The organism is Paraburkholderia sp. CNPSo 3281, assembly GCF_024206515.1.
GTDB lineage: Bacteria > Pseudomonadota > Gammaproteobacteria > Burkholderiales > Burkholderiaceae > Paraburkholderia > Paraburkholderia nodosa.
Map to the genome: position 1 here is coordinate 1 of NZ_JAMBPS010000027.1, position 16,429 is coordinate 16,429.

General features: G+C 64.6%; 14 protein-coding genes and 1 tRNA gene. 7 read left to right on the forward strand and 8 right to left on the reverse strand.

Going from position 1 to position 16,429, the window contains the following annotated elements:
- Window positions 1-290 precede the first annotated feature (290 nt).
- The 3 genes from M3I56_RS23745 to M3I56_RS23755 all read right to left on the reverse strand — a co-directional run bounded on the left by M3I56_RS23745 (window position 291) and on the right by M3I56_RS23755 (window position 3,642).
- Window positions 291-1,814 carry a fumarate hydratase gene (locus M3I56_RS23745; RefSeq protein WP_254356089.1) on the reverse strand — a complete coding sequence of 508 codons (1,524 nt, stop codon included), beginning with the start codon at window positions 1,812-1,814 and terminating at the stop codon, window positions 291-293.
- Between the two features lie 53 nt (window positions 1,815-1,867).
- A complete protein-coding gene (locus tag M3I56_RS23750) occupies window positions 1,868-2,512 on the reverse strand; it encodes a TIGR00645 family protein (RefSeq protein ID WP_028208416.1) in 645 nt (214 codons plus the stop codon).
- 233 nt (window positions 2,513-2,745) lie between these two features.
- Window positions 2,746-3,642 (reverse strand): DMT family transporter, encoded by an 897-nt coding sequence (locus M3I56_RS23755; protein WP_254356090.1) that lies wholly within the window; start codon window positions 3,640-3,642, stop codon window positions 2,746-2,748.
- A gap of 337 nt (window positions 3,643-3,979) precedes the next feature.
- Between M3I56_RS23755 and acs the strand changes: the two genes are divergently transcribed.
- The 4 genes from acs (at window position 3,980) to M3I56_RS23775 (ending at window position 9,194) form a co-directional block, all read left to right on the forward strand.
- A complete protein-coding gene (gene acs, locus M3I56_RS23760; RefSeq protein ID WP_254356091.1) occupies window positions 3,980-5,962 on the forward strand; it encodes an acetate--CoA ligase in 1,983 nt (660 codons plus the stop codon).
- A 100-nt stretch (window positions 5,963-6,062) separates the two neighbouring features.
- Window positions 6,063-6,428, forward strand: a complete 366-nt coding sequence (locus tag M3I56_RS23765; RefSeq protein ID WP_254356092.1) for a DUF4212 domain-containing protein — start codon at window positions 6,063-6,065, stop codon at window positions 6,426-6,428.
- A complete protein-coding gene (locus M3I56_RS23770; RefSeq protein WP_254356093.1) occupies window positions 6,425-8,443 on the forward strand; it encodes a sodium:solute symporter family protein in 2,019 nt (672 codons plus the stop codon). Before M3I56_RS23765 ends, M3I56_RS23770 begins: the two co-directional genes overlap by 4 nt.
- Before the next feature lie 388 nt (window positions 8,444-8,831).
- Entirely contained in the window at window positions 8,832-9,194 is a 363-nt protein-coding gene (locus tag M3I56_RS23775) for a hypothetical protein (RefSeq protein ID WP_254356094.1), read from the forward strand.
- A gap of 114 nt (window positions 9,195-9,308) precedes the next feature.
- Here M3I56_RS23775 and M3I56_RS23780 read toward each other — a convergent pair.
- Window positions 9,309-9,399, reverse strand: a tRNA-Ser gene (locus M3I56_RS23780).
- A 220-nt stretch (window positions 9,400-9,619) separates the two neighbouring features.
- Here M3I56_RS23780 and M3I56_RS23785 point away from each other — a divergent pair.
- On the forward strand, window positions 9,620-10,825 hold the full coding sequence (locus tag M3I56_RS23785) for a porin (RefSeq protein WP_254356095.1): 1,206 nt from the start codon (window positions 9,620-9,622) through the stop codon (window positions 10,823-10,825).
- Window positions 10,826-10,911: 86 nt separating this feature from the next.
- The gene (locus M3I56_RS23790) at window positions 10,912-11,583 is read left to right on the forward strand and encodes a nitroreductase (protein ID WP_254356096.1); all 672 of its coding nucleotides are present in this window, start codon (window positions 10,912-10,914) and stop codon (window positions 11,581-11,583) included.
- Window positions 11,584-11,620: 37 nt separating this feature from the next.
- Here M3I56_RS23790 and M3I56_RS23795 read toward each other — a convergent pair whose 3' ends face one another.
- Complete coding sequence (locus tag M3I56_RS23795; protein WP_254356097.1) at window positions 11,621-12,037, reverse strand: HIT family protein; 417 nt, start codon at window positions 12,035-12,037, stop codon at window positions 11,621-11,623.
- A 235-nt stretch (window positions 12,038-12,272) separates the two neighbouring features.
- On the opposite strand from M3I56_RS23795, the gene cfa reads away from it, so the two are divergent.
- Window positions 12,273-13,436: a cyclopropane fatty acyl phospholipid synthase gene (gene cfa, locus M3I56_RS23800; protein ID WP_254356098.1), complete on the forward strand. Its 1,164-nt coding sequence runs from the start codon at window positions 12,273-12,275 to the stop codon at window positions 13,434-13,436.
- A 67-nt stretch (window positions 13,437-13,503) separates the two neighbouring features.
- On the opposite strand, the gene crcB is transcribed toward cfa, so the two are convergent.
- The 3 genes from crcB to styD all read right to left on the reverse strand — a co-directional run bounded on the left by crcB (window position 13,504) and on the right by styD (window position 16,412).
- On the reverse strand, window positions 13,504-13,884 hold the full coding sequence (gene crcB / locus M3I56_RS23805) for a fluoride efflux transporter CrcB (RefSeq protein ID WP_028208288.1): 381 nt from the start codon (window positions 13,882-13,884) through the stop codon (window positions 13,504-13,506).
- A 179-nt stretch (window positions 13,885-14,063) separates the two neighbouring features.
- A complete protein-coding gene (locus tag M3I56_RS23810) occupies window positions 14,064-14,810 on the reverse strand; it encodes an SDR family oxidoreductase (RefSeq protein WP_254356099.1) in 747 nt (248 codons plus the stop codon).
- Window positions 14,811-14,933: 123 nt separating this feature from the next.
- Window positions 14,934-16,412 (reverse strand): phenylacetaldehyde dehydrogenase StyD, encoded by a 1,479-nt coding sequence (gene styD / locus M3I56_RS23815; protein WP_254341634.1) that lies wholly within the window; start codon window positions 16,410-16,412, stop codon window positions 14,934-14,936.
- Window positions 16,413-16,429 lie beyond the last annotated feature (17 nt).

Here is a 16,429-nt window from a genome sequence, read left to right on the forward strand (position 1 = left end):
ATGGCGGACATCATCATCGCGGCCATGCGCGGCAACGTCAGTGTGCGATTGCGGGTAAAGGCGGTGGGGGTGCGGCGCACGCGCTCGGCGAGCGCCGGATCGAACAGGAAATCGGAGAACTCAGCCAGAAGGCGGGAAGACGCCGGTATTTGAGTTCATATCGTTGATTTATCAGGAAGTTATGGTGTGAAGTTTACAGGTCCCACGGTTCGTTTACAAGCACTTCCGGGGCTTAAGTTGAGAGCATTGGGGCGCGCGGCCCCGGTTTTTAAACAGGCATCAGGCAGGCATCAAACCGTGGCGACCGGAATCTTGCCGATCTTCGCCTGCCATTCGGCGGGGCCGGTCTTGTGAACCGAGGTGCCCGACGAATCGACTGCGACCGTCACCGGCATGTCCTGCACGTCGAACTCGTAGATGGCTTCCATGCCGAGGTCTTCGAACGCGAGGACCTTCGAGCCGCGGATCGCCTTCGACACGAGGTAAGCCGCGCCGCCCACCGCCATCAGGTAAGCCGCCTTGTGCTTCTTGATCGCCTCAATGGCGACCGGGCCGCGCTCAGCCTTGCCGACCATCGAGATGAGGCCCGTTTGCGAGAGCATCAGCTCCGTGAACTTGTCCATGCGCGTGGCCGTGGTGGGACCTGCCGGGCCGACCACTTCGTCGCGTACCGGATCGACCGGGCCGACGTAGTAGATCACGCGGTTCTTGAAGTCCACCGGCAGCTTCTCGCCCTTCGCGAGCATGTCGGCGATGCGCTTGTGCGCGGCGTCGCGGCCCGTGAGCATCTTGCCCGAAAGCAAGAGCGTCTGGCCAGGCTTCCACGAAGCGACTTCTTCCGGCGTGAGCGTGTTGAGGTCGACGCGCTTGCTCGTTTCCGTGTTCGGTTCCCAGTTGACCTTCGGCCATGCGTCGAGCGAGGGCGCTTCGAGCCTGGCCGGCCCCGACCCGTCGAGCACGAAGTGCGCGTGGCGCGTGGCGGCGCAGTTCGGGATCATCGCGACGGGCTTCGAAGCCGCGTGCGTGGCCGTGGCCATGATCTTGACGTCGAGCACGGTGGCGAGACCGCCCAGACCCTGTGCGCCGATGCCGAGCGCGTTGACCTTCTCGTGCAGTTCGACGCGCAGTTCTTCGACCCAGTCCTTCGGACCGCGCTTGATGATCTCCTGGATGTCGATCGACTCCATGAGCGATTCCTTCGCCATCAGCATCGCCTTCTCAGCGGTGCCGCCGATGCCGATGCCGAGCATGCCCGGCGGGCACCAGCCCGCGCCCATCGTCGGCACGGTCTTGAGCACCCAGTCGACGATCGAGTCGGACGGGTTCAGCATCACGAACTTCGACTTGTTCTCCGAGCCGCCGCCTTTGGCTGCAACCTGCACGTCGACCTTGTCGCCCGGCACGATCTCGTAGTGGATCACGGCCGGCGTGTTGTCCTTCGTGTTCTTGCGGCCGCCTTCGGGCGGGCTCACGATCGAGGCGCGCAGCACATTGTCCGGGTTCAGGTAACCGCGGCGCACGCCTTCGTTGATCATGTCGGTCACGCCCATCGTGGCGCCGTCCCAACGCACGTCCATGCCGACCTTCACGAAGATCGTGACGATGCCGGTGTCCTGGCAGATCGGGCGGCGGCCCTCGGCGCACATGCGGCTGTTCGTGAGGATCTGCGCGATTGCGTCTTTCGCGGCCGGGCTCTCTTCGAGTTCGTAGGCGCGGCCGAGCGCCTCGATGTAGTCCTGCGGATGGTAGTAGCTGATGTATTGCAGCGAATCCGCAATGCTCTGGATGAGGTCTTCCTGTTTGATGACGGTCATGGCTAGCTTCTGTGGGGACGGGTGTTTTGAATAATGTCTGCCGTGTGCGCGGTTCAGTCGGACTCGGCGTGCTCGGGAACCGCGCGACGCGCAGCGGCGGGCCCGCCCGGCGCCGGATGGCGGGCGGCGAGCTCCTGATAGTGTTCGGGGTGCGTATGCGTGGTGATGCGGTCGATCCACGCCATTACGAGCGCGGAAGCGAGGAACGCCACGTGGATGATCACCTGCCACATCACCGTATGCGCCGAAGCGGCGTCGGGATTGATGAAGGTCTTGAGCAGGTGGATCGACGAAATGCTGATGAGCGCCATGGCGAGCTTCACCTTGAGCACGCCGGCGTTCACGTGGTCGAGCCATTCGGGCTCGTCGGGATGGCCTTCGAGATTCAGGCGCGAGACGAAGGTCTCGTAGCCGCCCACGATCACCATGATGAGCAGGTTCGAGATCATCACCACGTCGATCAGGCCGAGCACGGCCAGCATGATGCTGGTTTCGTCGAGCGTGGTGGCGTGGCTCACGAGGTGCCAGACCTCCTTGAGGAACAGCACGCAGTACACCGCTTGCGCGACGATCAGGCCCAGATAGAGCGGCACCTGCAGCCAGCGGCTCATGAAGATGATGCTGGGCAGCGGGCGCATGCGGCGACGGGCTTTACCCGGTGCGGCGGCGGAAGGCGGCTGGGGGCGTGCGGCGGACATGGGCAATCACGGTGACGAAATCGGGTGGGGCTGCCAAAGCGGGGCTGCCCAAGTGGGGCTGCCCAAGTGGGGCTGCCCAAGTGGGGCTGCCTGAGCGCACTCGTCTGGTTAGGGCCAGAAGGCGCGCGCGAGGGGCCGGGGCGGGCGCTATTGTACAGCGTCGCACAAAGGGCTCGCCGGGATTCCGGCAGCGCTGCCCGCGCCCCGATACTTTCAACCTCATTACGGAATGGTCACGAGGCCACCGGCGGCAGACGCCTTATCTTGAGGCTCGCGAGCCCGATGCCGGCCACCACGCAGGCGAGCGCAATGCCGTGCGCGGGCGTGGGGCGCTCGCCGAGGAACGCGATGCCGTACACGGCCGCGGCTACCGGCAGCACGGCCGTGAACACGCCGGCGATGCTGCCCGGCACGTGGCGGATGCCCATCATCCAGAGACAGAACGAGAACACGCTCGCCGAAAGCCCGTACCAGAGCGCGAGCCACCAGATGCCCGCAGGGACGCTCGCGAAATCGAACGACAGTGCGCCGGGCAGCCCGATGGGCAGCATCAGCAGAAGCCCGAACAGGTGTGTGTATGCGCAGATGTCGAGCGGCGCCAGCGTTTGGGTGAGACGGCGCGAAAGGATCACATAGAGCGATTCGCAGCACACCGCGCCGAGCACCATCAGGTTGCCGATCAACGAACTGGCGCCGCTGTCGCCACTGCCGCCCACGTGGGCGAGATTAATGACCGCGATGCCCGCAATGGCGAGCACGATGGAAGCGAGCGCGCGCGCGTCGGGGCGCTCGCGCAGGAAGAGCCAGGAGACGAGGGCGACCACGGCGGGGATCGTGCTCGTGATGACGCCGGCCGCGACCGCGCTCGTGCGATGCACGCCGCCGAGCATCAGCAGCGTAAACCCGAATGTCCCAAACAGCGCCTGGAGGAACAGATTGATCCATTCGCCGCGCTTCACCTGTTGCATTTTGGAGCGACGCAGGAGCGGGCCGAGCACCGCGACGGCGATCACGAAGCGCAGCAGCGCGAAGAGTGGAACGGGAATGAAGGCGACGATCGACTTGCCGATGCCGACGTTGCTGCCCACGAGCAGCATCGAGGCAATGAGAAACAGGGAATAGCGATTCAAGCTGGAATCCGGGTGCGCAGTTCAGTTAGCATTCTAAATGTCTGCTTACTTGTGTGCCATGGCGCGCCGCTTGCATTGTCTGCGTGTGCGCGCGTAAGTGGACGGTAAGTTGCTACGCTTAATCTTGCCGGCATGGGTGGTTTGCGAAGATCGCGCACGATCGTGCCTGTATTGCGCGCCCATGCATGCCGGGATGCCACAATGGTGGCTCCCGGCGCAAGCCAATAGCGCCGTGCCCGCAAGCGGGCGGCGGCGCACGGAGACGGCGCGCATGGGCATTGAAGATGCTCATGCGTGTCCACGAGTTTGACGTTTCATCTTCACCAAGGGGTTGTCGATGTCTGCGATTGAATCGGTTCTTCAGGAACGCCGCGTCTTTGCGCCTTCCGAGCAAACGGTGGCTGGCGCCACGGTGTCCGGCATGGACGCATACAAGGCGCTCGTCGCCGAAGCCGAACGCGATTACGAAGGCTTCTGGGCGCGCCTCGCGCGCGAAACCCTGAGTTGGCAAAAGCCCTTCACGAAGGTGCTCGACGAATCGAAGGCGCCGTTCTACACGTGGTTCGAGGACGGCGAACTCAATGCCTCGTACAACAGCCTCGACCGCCACGTCGAAGCGGGCAATGGCGAGCGCGTCGCGATCGTCTTCGAAGCCGACGACGGCACCGTCACGAACGTCACCTACAAAGACCTGCTCGCGCGCGTGTCGCGCTTCGCCAATGCGCTGAAGAAACGCGGCGTGAAGAAGGGCAACCGCGTGGTCATCTACATGCCGATGTCGGTCGAAGGCGTGGTCGCCATGCAGGCTTGCGCGCGCATTGGCGCGACGCACTCGGTCGTGTTCGGCGGCTTTTCGTCGAAGTCGCTCAACGAACGCATGGTCGACGTGGGCGCGGTCGCGCTCATCACCGCCGACGAACAGATGCGCGGCGGCAAGGCGCTGCCGCTGAAGAACATTGCCGACGAAGCGCTCGCCATGGGCGGCTGCGAAGCGGTGCACAGCGTGATCGTCTACAAGCGCACGGGCGGGAAGGTCGCATGGCACGAAGGCCGCGACCAGTGGATGCACGAGCTTTCGGCGGCCGAGAGCGATACGTGCGCGCCGGTGCCGGTGGGCGCGGAGCACCCGCTCTTCATCCTCTACACGTCGGGCTCGACGGGCAAACCGAAGGGCGTGCAGCACAGCACGGGCGGCTACCTGCTGTGGGCCGCGCAAACGATGAAGTGGACCTTCGATCACAAGCCCTCGGACGTGTTCTGGTGCACGGCCGACATCGGCTGGATCACGGGCCACAGCTATATCGCCTATGGCCCGCTCACGATCGGCGCGACCCAGGTCGTGTTCGAAGGCGTGCCCACGTACCCGAACGCCGGCCGCTTCTGGGACATGATCGCCAAACACAAGGTCACGGTGTTCTATACCGCGCCGACGGCGATCCGCTCGCTCATCAAGATGTCCGAAGCCGACGCGAAGGTGCACCCGAAGAGCTACGACCTTTCTTCGCTGCGCATTCTCGGCACGGTCGGCGAGCCGATCAATCCCGAAGCGTGGATGTGGTACTACGAAAACGTGGGCGGCAAGCGCTGCCCGATCGTCGACACCTGGTGGCAGACCGAAACCGGCGGCCACATGATCACGCCGCTGCCGGGCGCGACGCCGCTCGTGCCGGGTTCGTGCACGCTGCCGTTGCCGGGCATCATGGCGGCGATCGTCGACGAAACCGGCCAGGACGTGCCGAACGGGCAGGGTGGCATTCTCGTCGTGAAGCGTCCGTGGCCCGCGATGATCCGCAATGTGTGGGGTAACCCGGATCGCTACAAGTCGGGCTACTTCCCCGAAGAACTGGGCGGCAAGCTGTATCTGGCCGGCGACGGCAGCGTGCGCGACAAGGACACGGGCTACTTCACGATCATGGGCCGTATCGACGACGTGCTGAACGTTTCGGGCCACCGCCTCGGCACGATGGAGATCGAGTCGGCGCTGGTGGCGAACCCGCTCGTGGCCGAAGCCGCCGTGGTGGGCCGACCCGACGACACCACCGGCGAAGCCGTGGTGGCGTTCGTGGTGCTCAAGGCCACGCGGCCGCAGGGCGACGAGGCCGTGAAGCTCGCCAACGATCTGCGCGCCTGGGTGGGCAAGGAGATCGGGCCGATCGCCAAGCCCCGTGACATCCGCTTCGGCGAGAACCTGCCGAAGACGCGCTCGGGCAAGATCATGCGCCGTCTGCTGCGCTCGCTGGCCAAGGGCGAGGCGATCACGCAGGACGTTTCCACGCTGGAAAACCCGGCGATTCTGGACCAGCTCGGCGAATCGCTCTAAACGCCGAGGTTGGCGCGGCGCCTTGGCTGGCGCCGCGCACCGCATCGATCCCCGCATTGCCCCGGATTGCCGGCCATACGCGTTTTTGCTACACAGGCGCATGGCCGCGCCACACACTACCCCGCAGAACAATCTCAATCCATTGCCCGAGCCACCCCCGGTGAGCGAGGCGATGGCGCGCGCGCATCGGCGCTACTGGCGTTTCAATCTCGCGCTGATCGCCGTGCTGATGACGATCGGCTTCCTCGTCTCGTTCGTCGCGCCGCTCTTTGCGCGGCAGCTCGCCGACCTGCGCTTCGCGGGCTTCAGCCTGCCGTTCTACCTCGGCGCACAGGGCGCGATCCTGCTCTACGTGCTGCTCGTCACGATCTACATCGTGCTGATGCAGCGCGCCGACCGCGTGCTGCAAGCCGCGCTCGAAGCCGACGTCGCCATTCGCGAAGCCAGCAAGGCACAGCAACGATGAGGCTTGCGCACCGGCTCATTCGCTCCTACGCGCTGTACACGCTCGGCTTTCTCGCCTTCGTCTACGTGATGTGGCGGATCGAGCTTTCCACCGGCCCCGGCATGTGGATCGGCTATGTGTTCCTGTTCGTGCCGATCGCGGTCTATGCGGTGATCGGGCTGCTTTCGCGCACCTCGGACCTCGTCGAATACTATGTGGCAGGGCGGCGCGTGCCCTCGTTTTTCAACGGCATGGCGACGGCCGCCGACTGGCTTTCCGCCGCGTCGTTCATCGGCCTTGCGGGTTCGCTCTACGCGAGCGGTTACGACGGCCTCGCTTACCTGATGGGCTGGACGGGCGGTTATTGCCTCGTTGCCTTCCTGCTCGCACCGTATGTGCGCAAGCTCGCGCGCTACACGATTCCCGACTTCCTCGGCACGCGCTTCTCGAGCAACCTCGTGCGTGCGCTCGCCGTGCTCGCGACCATCCTCTGCTCGTTCGTCTATCTCGTCGCGCAGATCCAGGGCGTGGGGCTGATCGCCACGCGGTTCATCGGCGTGGATTTCGCCATCGGCATTTTCTGCGGGCTGGCGGGCATCCTCGTCTGTTCGTTCCTCGGCGGCATGCGCGCCGTGACGTGGACGCAGGTCGCGCAATACATCATTCTCATCGCGGCCATCCTGATTCCGGTCTCGCTGATCGCGCACCGCGACGGCCTGGGCTGGCTGCCGCAAATCGAATACGGCAACGTGATGCAGCGCGTGGAAGCACTCGAGCACGACGTGCGCGGCGCGAGTGCCGAAGCCACCGTGCGCGACGCCTACCGCGAGCGCGCGGCGCAATGGCAGACGCGCCTCGACACGCTGCCGCAGTCGTACGTCGCGGAGAAGACGCATCTCGTCGAATCGCTCGCGGACCTGCGCCGCCACAATGGTCCGCTGCGCGATATCGATTCACTGGAGCGCGAGCTCAACGCCTTCCCGCGCGACGTGGACGCCGCGCGCATGGTGTGGACGCACCAGCGCGACGACCTGCTCGAGCGCGCCGCGCCGCCCGTGCCGATGAACGAACCGTTTCCCGCCGCCGACGATGCCGAGCGGCGCATTCATCAACGCAACTTCCTTTCGCTGCTCTTGTGCCTTTCGCTTGGCACGGCGAGCCTGCCGCACATCCTCACGCGCTACAACACGACGACCTCGGTGGCCTCGGCGCGGCGCTCGGTGGGCTGGACGCTCTTTTTCGTCGCGCTCTTCTATTTGACCGTGCCGGTGCTCGCGGTGCTGATCAAGTTCGAGATCCTCACGCATCTGGTTGGGCAACGCTTCGACGATCTGCCACATTGGGTCATGCAGTGGCGGCGCGTCGAGCCGTACCTCATCAGCATTGCGGATGTGAACGGCGACGGCGTCGTGCGCTGGAGCGACATCCAGATGCAGCCCGACATGGTTGTGCTCGCCGCCCCGGAAATTGCGGGGCTGCCGTACGTGATGTCGGGGCTCATCGCCTCGGGTGCGCTCGCGGCCGCGCTCTCGACTGCGGACGGTCTGCTGCTCACGATCTCGAACGTGCTCTCGCACGACGTGTACTACCACATGGTCGATCCGAGCGCGTCGAGCCAGCGGCGCGTGACGATGTCGAAGATCCTGCTGCTCGGCGTGGCGCTGTTCGCCTCGTATGTGGCGTCGCTCAACGCGGGCAATATTCTGTTTCTGGTGGGGGCGGCGTTTTCGCTGGCGGCGTCGAGTCTTTTTCCCGTGCTCGTGCTCGGCGTGTTCTGGAAGCGCACGACGCGATTTGGCGCCGTGGCGGGCATGATTGCGGGGCTGACCGTGTGCGTCTACTACATCGTCTCGACGTACCCGTTCTTCACGCAGCTCACGGGCTTCGCGGGCCCGCGATGGTTCGGCATCGAACCTATCAGCTCGGGCGTGTTCGGTGTGCCCGCGGGCTTTCTCGTGGCGATCGGCGTGAGTCTGCTCGATCGCAAGCCGGACGCGTATACGCTCGCGCTGGTGGACTATATCCGCCACCCGTGAGGGCAGGGACCTGATTGCGGGTGTGCGCTCGAGCACCTAAAAAACGGGCGGGCGAGGAGATACTGAAGTCCTCTCGTTCCCGCGCCGGTCCTCGAAGCAGTACGCGGGAGTTCGACGTCGGGCCACGGCCCGACGTCCTTTTCTGCTGACTGATCTGGTCGATTCGGCGTTCCTTTTAGCGTCGAGTGCTTAACGACTAGCAGCGCTGCGGTTCTCTTTTCGCCCATCAAGTCATCCGTTTTTTGTCCGATAACTAGCGGGAGCGTGCGATGCAGCGCATCCGGCGCATCCGATAGATCGCCTTGGCGGCTACGGTACAATTTCGCGCCGCCGGTCTGGGACTCGCGGTGAATCGAGCCAGAAAAAGGGCGTTTTCTCGGGGAAGTCATTGAAGCGCATTGCACTCAGCCTCATCGTTTTCGGCGCCTTTGCGGCGCCCGCCGCTTTTGCCAAGTGCTGGGGCAACGATGCCTTCCAGAACTGCGTCGACGAATCGGGCAATTCGTACACGGTGCAGCGCTTCGGCAACACGTCTACGGTCAACGGGTATCAGCAGAAGCTGCCGGGCGAGGCCTGGGAGCAGACCGGTGCATCCATCGGCGACACGACGTTTATCACAGGGCAGGCCGCCGACGGGTCGACGTGGACCGAGACGATCACGAACTACGGCAATGGCACGCGAACGATCTCGGGGATGGACGGGAAAGGGCTCGTGTACAACAAGTATTGCACTGTGAGTGGGTGTAATTGAGGGTGCTTGGACGTGGCTCGCGCACGTTATTCCCTCTCGGGCGGACTATTTGACGGGCTTGAAAAACAAAAACCCCGTAAGTCATTGAGCTTACGGGGTTTCGGCGTTCTGTTCTGGCGGAGAGAGGGGGATTCGAACCCCCGATAGGCTATTAACCTATACACGCTTTCCAGGCGTGCGACTTAAACCGCTCATCCATCTCTCCGGCGGGAGGCGAATTATAGCAGACTCCGCGCGCCGGAGGAAAGCGCTCACGCCGCGTCTGGCACGATCTGCGCTTTGCAAAGTCCGCCGCACCCCCTAAGCAACTCAGAAATCGTTCGTTCCCCGCTTGCCGGGCGTTCCGTAACGTTGCCGCACCGGCCTTGCAGCCGCCTCGCAAGGACCGCGTAGCGACAATCACCACACGCAACGGAACGCCCCGCATGAACAACAAAAATGCCTCTCTCACACGCCGCCCGCTAACCGCCGCTCTCGCGCTCGCCTTCGCCGCATCGGGCGCCACCATTGCCACGAGCGCCCACGCACAAAGCAGCGTCACGCTGTACGGCATCGTCGATGCCGGCCTGGCCTACGTGCACAACGCCCAGGGCGCGAACGGCCTGAACCAGTCCACGCTCGTCAAGCTGAGCAGCGGCAATCTCTCGGGCAGCCGCTGGGGCTTGCGCGGCACCGAGGATCTCGGCAACGGACTTGCCGCCATCTTCCAGCTCGAAAACGGCCTCAACGTAGGCACCGGCGCGCTCGGGCAGGGCAGCCGCGAATTCGGGCGCAAGGCGATCGTCGGTCTCGCCAGTACGACGTGGGGTACGCTCACGCTCGGCCGCCAGTACGATCCGCTCGTCGATCTCGTGCAGCCGCTCACCGCCGACGGTCCGTTCGGCGGCGTATTCGGCACGCCCGGCGACCTCGACAACTACGACAACAGCCTGCGCGTAAGCAACTCGGTCAAGTACGCGAGCCCGCTCGTCGCAGGCCTGCAGTTCGAGGCGCTGTACGGCTTCGGCGGCGTGGCCGGCGCGGCCGGCAGCGGCCAGACGTACAGCCTCGGCGCCGCCTACTCGAACGGGCCGCTCTCGCTCGCGGCCGGCTATTTCTTCGCCAACGGTGGCAGCACGCTCACTTCCGGCGTGCGCACCTGGACGAGCAGCTCGGATAGTCTCTTCAACACGGTCATCAATCAGGGCTTCGCAAGCGCGAGCTCCATCCAGATCGTGCGCGCCGGTGGCAGCTATACGGTGGGTGCATTGAGCTTCGGGCTGGCCTACTCGAACACGCAATACGCAAACGATGCGTACTCAACCTTCCACCAAACCGCAAAATTCAACAGCGGCTCGGCGTTCCTGAACTACCAGATCACACCGGCGCTGCGCGCGGGCGCGGGCTACAACTACACATCGCTCACGGGGCCGTCGTCCGCACACTACAACCAGGTGAACCTCGGCAGCGATTACTCGCTCTCCAAACGCACCGATCTCTACGCGCTCGCCGGCTACCAGAAGGCGAGTGGCCACACGCTCGACGCGCAGGGTACGAGTGTCGTTGCGCAGGCATCGATCGGCGACTTCGGTGTGAGTTCGGGTGCCGACAATCAGGCGCTCGTCGTAGTGGGGATCCGTCACAAGTTCTGACGCCAGCACGGACCTATGCGGCGAGCGTCGGCAGCCGTGCGGGGGATCGCCGATAATGCTTCGTCGATCGCCCGAGGAGAATCTGCTTGAAGGTCAGCGAAGCCGTCACCAGCCGCAAGTCCGTGCGTCAGTTTCTGCCCGATCCGGTGGACCCCGTCGTCATTCGCCGCGTGCTCGATACCGCTGCGCGCGCGCCCTCGGGCGGCAATCTGCAGCCATGGCATGTTCATATCGTGGGCGGCGAATCGCTTACGAAGCTCAGGTCGATCATGGCCAATCGTATTGCGCAGGCGCCCGCGGGCGAGCAGATGGAGTACGACGTGTATCCGCGCGAACTGGGTTCGCCGTATCGCGAGCGTCGTTATCAGGTGGGCGAGGATCTTTACCGCAGCATCGACGTCGCGCGCGAGGACCGGCCAGGCAGGCTACAGCAATTCGCGCGCAACTACGCGTTTTTCGACGCGCCGCTCGCACTCTTTTGCAGCGTGGATCGTCAGATGGGGCCGCCGCAATGGGCCGACCTTGGCATGTTCCTGCAGACGGTGATGCTGCTCCTGCGCGAAGCCGGCCTGCATAGCTGCGCGCAGGAATGCTGGGCGCGCTACGCGCAGAGCGTTGGCGAGTTTCTCGCCTTGCCGCGCGAACGCATGGTGTTCTGCGGCATGGCGATCGGTCACGAAGACCCGGACGCGCCCATCAACCAGTGGCGCTCGGCTCGCGTACCGCTCGACGAATTCGTTCAGTTCGACGGCATTTGAAACTTAAGCGCAGCCCACGCCAGCATTTACATATCGCTTACAGTGCGGCGCGAATGCGCGCGGCCAGCGCTTCGAGTTGCGCCATGTCGGCCATGTCACGCGCATGCGGGCGCAGTTCTTCGCCCGCGCGGCGCGGAATCAGGTGAAAGTGCACGTGCGGTACGGTCTGCCCGGCGGCGGCACCGTTGAACTGCGCGATCAACAGGCCTTCGGGCGCAAGCACCTTGCGCATCGCAACCGCCATCTTCTGCACCGTCGCCATCGCGGCGGCGCCGGCTTCCAGCGAAAGGTCGTAGATGAACTCGGCGCCTTCCTTCGGCAGCACGAGCAGGTGGCCTTCGGATTGCGGCATGACGTCCATGATCGCGAGCGTCGCGTCGTCCTCGTACACCTTGATGCAGGGTGCTTCGCCGCGCAGGATGCGCGCGAAGATGTTTTTGTCGTCGTAGGCCATGGTCAGTCTCTCCAGTTCGGGCGCGCCGTTTGCTCGCGCCGGGGCGATGGGTTTGGGTCGAGTTTGCGATTGTGGCCCGCCCCATATGGCCTGTGCGTGTTCCTGCACGTTTTTTGAAGTAGGTGCATCATAGAGTTTCTCGCAGCGCGCGCGACGACGAATGTCTTGAAAGCAACCTCTTGAATGGCATCGGAGCAAGGTACCAAGGACCCGACTCCAGCCGCATGGAGCACGTATGGCAACGACTGATCTCGAAGCAGCTCAACCCGTTCGTGAGGCCACCGTTTCGGGGGCCTGGCGGTTTACAGCCCAGCTATTGGCGCGCGCTGACGTGAAGTTCAACGGCACCCGGCCGTGGGACATGCGCATCCACGATCCGCAGGTGCCTGAGCGCGTGCTGGCGCTAGGCAACCTGGGCCTCGGCGAGGCCTACATGGACGGCCAGTGGGACTGCGAGCAGCTCGACGAATTCTTCGCACATGTGTTGCGCGCGCATCTAGATGACCAGATCGATCCCTCCCGTCTCGTCTTCCACGCGCTCAAGGCGCGCCTCATGAATCGCCAGACCGTGCGCCGGGCATGGAAGGTGGGCCAGCAGCACTACGATATCGGCAACGAATTCTACGAGGCGATGCTCGACAGGAACATGGCCTATACCTGCGGCTACTGGTCGGGCGGCGCGAAGACGCTCGACGAGGCGCAGGATGCCAAGCTCGATCTCATCTGCCGCAAGCTGGGCCTGAAGCCCGGCATGCGTCTGCTCGACATCGGGTGCGGGTGGGGTAGCCTCATGAAGTTCGCGGCCGAACACTATGGCGTGTCGTGCGTGGGCGTGACGATCTCGAAGGAGCAGGCCGCGCTCGGCGCTGAGCGCTGCAAGGATCTGCCGGTTGAATTCCGCCTGCAGGACTATCGGCTGCTCGACGAGAAGTTCGACCGCATTGCGAGCGTGGGCATGTTCGAGCACGTGGGCCCGAAGAACTATCGCACCTATATGGAAGTTGCGCAGCGCTGTCTTGTTGACGACGGGCTGTTCGTACTGCATACGATCGGAAAGAACCGCCGCGACACCACGCCCGATCCGTGGGTCGACAAATACATCTTCCCGAACGGCGAGTTGCCGACCATTGGCCAGATCGCCGACGCTTCGGGCGGTCTCTTCGTGACCGAAGACCTGCATAACTTCGGCGCCGACTACGACCGCACGCTCATGGCGTGGCACGCGAATTTCGAGGCCGCGTGGCCGCGTTTCAAGGCGCAGATGGGCGAGCGGTTCTACCGCATGTGGCGTTACTACCTGCTTTCGTGTGCCGGGGCGTTCCGTGCGCGCGACATTCAGCTGTGGCAGTGGGTGTTTTCGAAGAACGGTTTGCCGGGCGGTTATCAGCGTCCTGCCTGATCTTCCCGTCGCCTCACCCATGCGGCCGCGTTTCGCGAATGGCGAACGCGGCCGTTTTCGTTGCAGATCAACGAATCAGTGCCGAGACCGTTGCGATGCCAAGGATCGTCATGACGACCGAGGCGCACACGTGAATGGCAATCTCGCCCGCAGCCCAGCCGAAACGTCCGTGCTGCAGATGCGACACGACTTCGGCTGAGAAGGTCGAGAACGTGGAGAGGCCGCCCATGAGGCCGGTAATGACGAAGAGGCGCCACTCGGCGGAGAGCTGGGGCATGCGCCCGAAGTATGCGACCGCAACGCCGATCACATAGCCCGCGATGATGTTCGACGCAAGCGTGCCGAGCGGCAGCTCAGGGTAGAGGGCATTCAGGCGTATCCCGAGCACCCAGCGCAGCAGCGAACCGAGCGCGCCGCCAATGCCGACGGCGAAGATGGACAAATACATGGTCTGGAGTGGTTGAGGGCGCAATATGAGCCGGCGCGCCATGTCGCCGGCTCTGTCTTTCTACCGTTTTCGAGCACGGAGTGTAGCACCGGCCGTGACCGGCGGTTTCACGCCACGGCGGCTTGCCCTCAGACCACGTGCTGCCCGGGTTCTGCCGCGAACCCGCGCCGGGCGGCGTGTCAGACGATGCCGCCGTTCGCGCGCAGCACCTGGCCGTTGACCCAGCCGCCGTCCGGGCCCGCGAGGAATGACACGACACCCGCAATGTCGTCGGGTTGCCCGAGGCGCTGCAGCGGCGGCATGTTCGCGAAATGCTGGACCTGCTCTTCGCTTTTGCCGCTGAGGAACAGTTCTGTCGCCACCGGCCCTGGCGCAACCGCGTTCACGCAGATGGAGCGTCCGCGCAACTCGCGTGCGAACACGCGCGTGATCGTCTCCACGGCCGCCTTGCTTGCCGTATAGAGCGCGTAGCCGGGCAGATTCATCGCGAGCACGGAGGTGGAAAAGTTGATCACGCGGCCACCGTCCGCGAGCTTCGTCGCCGCTTCGCGCAGCGTGTTGAGCGTGCCGCGCACGTTGATGTCGAAGGTTTCGTCGTAGATCGCGTCGGTCGAATCGGCCACCGTGACCGTCTTCATGATGCCCGCGTTGTTCACGAGCAGCGTGGGTTGGCCCAGCGCTTCGGCGGTGGTCTCGAAGAGGCGGCGCACGTCCCCGGCCTTCGCGATGTTCGCTTGCACGGCGACGGCGCGCCCGCCGCCCGCCGCGATCTTCGCGACGAGCGCCTCGGCTTCGGCGCTGCGCGATGCATAGTTGATGACGACGGCGCAACCGTCGCGTGTGAGACGTTCGGCAATGGCGGCGCCGATGCCGCGCGAGGCGCCCGTGACGATGGCGACGCCGCACGAGTTCGTGGATGCGTTCATGATCGGAGTCCTTCTCGTGAGTGGTGAGAACGGGCTCGATCATGGACGAAACCATGGCGGCGATCGTTGTGTGCCGCCGGATTTCATCATTCCATTTCGATTAACAATGCTGCATTGCGGCGCTCAGTAGGCGATGCAGACGGATTTCGTCTCCGTGTACGCGTCGATGATCGCCCGGCCGTGCTCGCGGCCGATGCCCGAGGCCTTGAAGCCGCCGAAGGGGAGTGCCGGATCGACCATGTTGTGCGTGTTCACCCATACGGTGCCCGCCTGCACGCCGTCTACTACGCGCAGCGCGCGGTCGAGCTGGTTGGTCCAGACGCTCGCGCCCAGACCGTACTCCGAAGCATTCGCCGCCGCGACGGCCTCCTCGACATCGTCATACGGCATGGCGACGAGCACCGGCCCGAACACCTCTTCGCGTACGACGGTAAGCGGCTTGTTGGCCGCGTTCGAAATCACCGTTGGCTCGATGAAGAAGCCGGGTCGATTGCCGTCGCCGCCGCCCGCCACGATCTCGCCGCCTTCGGCGCGTCCCTGCGCGATCATGCCGGCGACCTTGGCGCGATGACGCGCCGAAACGAGCGGGCCCATTTGCGTGGCCGCATCGAAACCCGAACCGAGCACGGTTGCGCGCGCAACGTGTGCGATGCCGTCGACGATCTCATCAAAACGCGCTCGCGGCAGATACAGGCGCGAGCCTGCCGTACAGACCTGGCCGTGATTGAAGAAGATCGCGCCGGCCGCGCCTTCGATCGCACGCTGCGGATCGCAGTCGTCGAGCACGATCACGGGGCTCTTGCCGCCCAGCTCCAGCGACACGCGCTTGAGGTCGCTCGCGCATTGCTTGCCGATGATGCGGCCCACTTCGGTCGACCCCGTGAAGGTGACTTTGTCCACCTGCGCATGGCGAACGAGCGCCGCGCCCGCCGTTTCGCCCTGGCCCGTGACGACATTGAACACGCCCGGTGGAAAGCCGGCTTCGTGCGCGAGTTCGGCAAGGCGTATGGCGGTGAGCGGCGTTTCCTCGGCGGGCTTGAGCACCACGGTGCAGCCGCAGGCGAGCGCGGGCGCAATTTTCCAGACCGCCATCAGCAGCGGAAAATTCCACGGCACGATCGCGGCGACCACGCCCGCGGGCACGCGCCGCGTGGAGGCGTTGTAGCGCACGCCGGGTGGGAACGCGAGCGAGAGATCTACGGTGCTGCCCTCGATCTTGGTGGCCCAGCCGGCCATATAGCGCAGCCATTGCACGCTGCCGCCCACTTCGAGCATCTTGGAGAAGCCTAGCAGCTTGCCCTGGTTGAGCGTTTCGAGCGCGGCGAGTTCGTCGCCGTGCTGCTCGACGAGGTCGGCGAGTTTGAGCAGCAGGCGCTCGCGCGCGGCGGGCGGCATGCACCGCCACGTGTCGGCTTCGAAAGCGCGGCGCGCGGCGGTGACGGCGGCGTCGATGTCGGCGTCGCTGGCGTCGGGCACCTGGGCGATCTCCGCGCCCGTGGCGGGATTGAATACGGCAAACGTGCGGCCGTTGCCGCTTTCGCAAAAACGGCCGTCGACGAACATCTGTGTGCGGATCGTGTGCGTGAAGTCATGGCGGTCCATACGGTCTCCTGATTTAA

Excerpts from the sequence above, each read along its gene's own strand:
- M3I56_RS23745 (WP_254356089.1), bottom strand. The coding sequence starts at position 1,814 with ATGACCGTCATCAAACAGGAAGACCTCATCCAGAGCATTGCGGATTCG.
- M3I56_RS23750 (WP_028208416.1), bottom strand. The coding sequence starts at position 2,512 with ATGTCCGCCGCACGCCCCCAGCCGCCTTCCGCCGCCGCACCGGGTAAA.
- acs (WP_254356091.1), top strand. The coding sequence starts at position 3,980 with ATGTCTGCGATTGAATCGGTTCTTCAGGAACGCCGCGTCTTTGCGCCT.
- M3I56_RS23765 (WP_254356092.1), top strand. The coding sequence starts at position 6,063 with ATGGCCGCGCCACACACTACCCCGCAGAACAATCTCAATCCATTGCCC.
- M3I56_RS23770 (WP_254356093.1), top strand. The coding sequence starts at position 6,425 with ATGAGGCTTGCGCACCGGCTCATTCGCTCCTACGCGCTGTACACGCTC.
- M3I56_RS23785 (WP_254356095.1), top strand. The coding sequence starts at position 9,620 with ATGAACAACAAAAATGCCTCTCTCACACGCCGCCCGCTAACCGCCGCT.
- M3I56_RS23795 (WP_254356097.1), bottom strand. The coding sequence starts at position 12,037 with ATGGCCTACGACGACAAAAACATCTTCGCGCGCATCCTGCGCGGCGAA.
- cfa (WP_254356098.1), top strand. The coding sequence starts at position 12,273 with ATGGCAACGACTGATCTCGAAGCAGCTCAACCCGTTCGTGAGGCCACC.
- crcB (WP_028208288.1), bottom strand. The coding sequence starts at position 13,884 with ATGTATTTGTCCATCTTCGCCGTCGGCATTGGCGGCGCGCTCGGTTCG.
- M3I56_RS23810 (WP_254356099.1), bottom strand. The coding sequence starts at position 14,810 with ATGAACGCATCCACGAACTCGTGCGGCGTCGCCATCGTCACGGGCGCC.
- styD (WP_254341634.1), bottom strand. The coding sequence starts at position 16,412 with ATGGACCGCCATGACTTCACGCACACGATCCGCACACAGATGTTCGTC.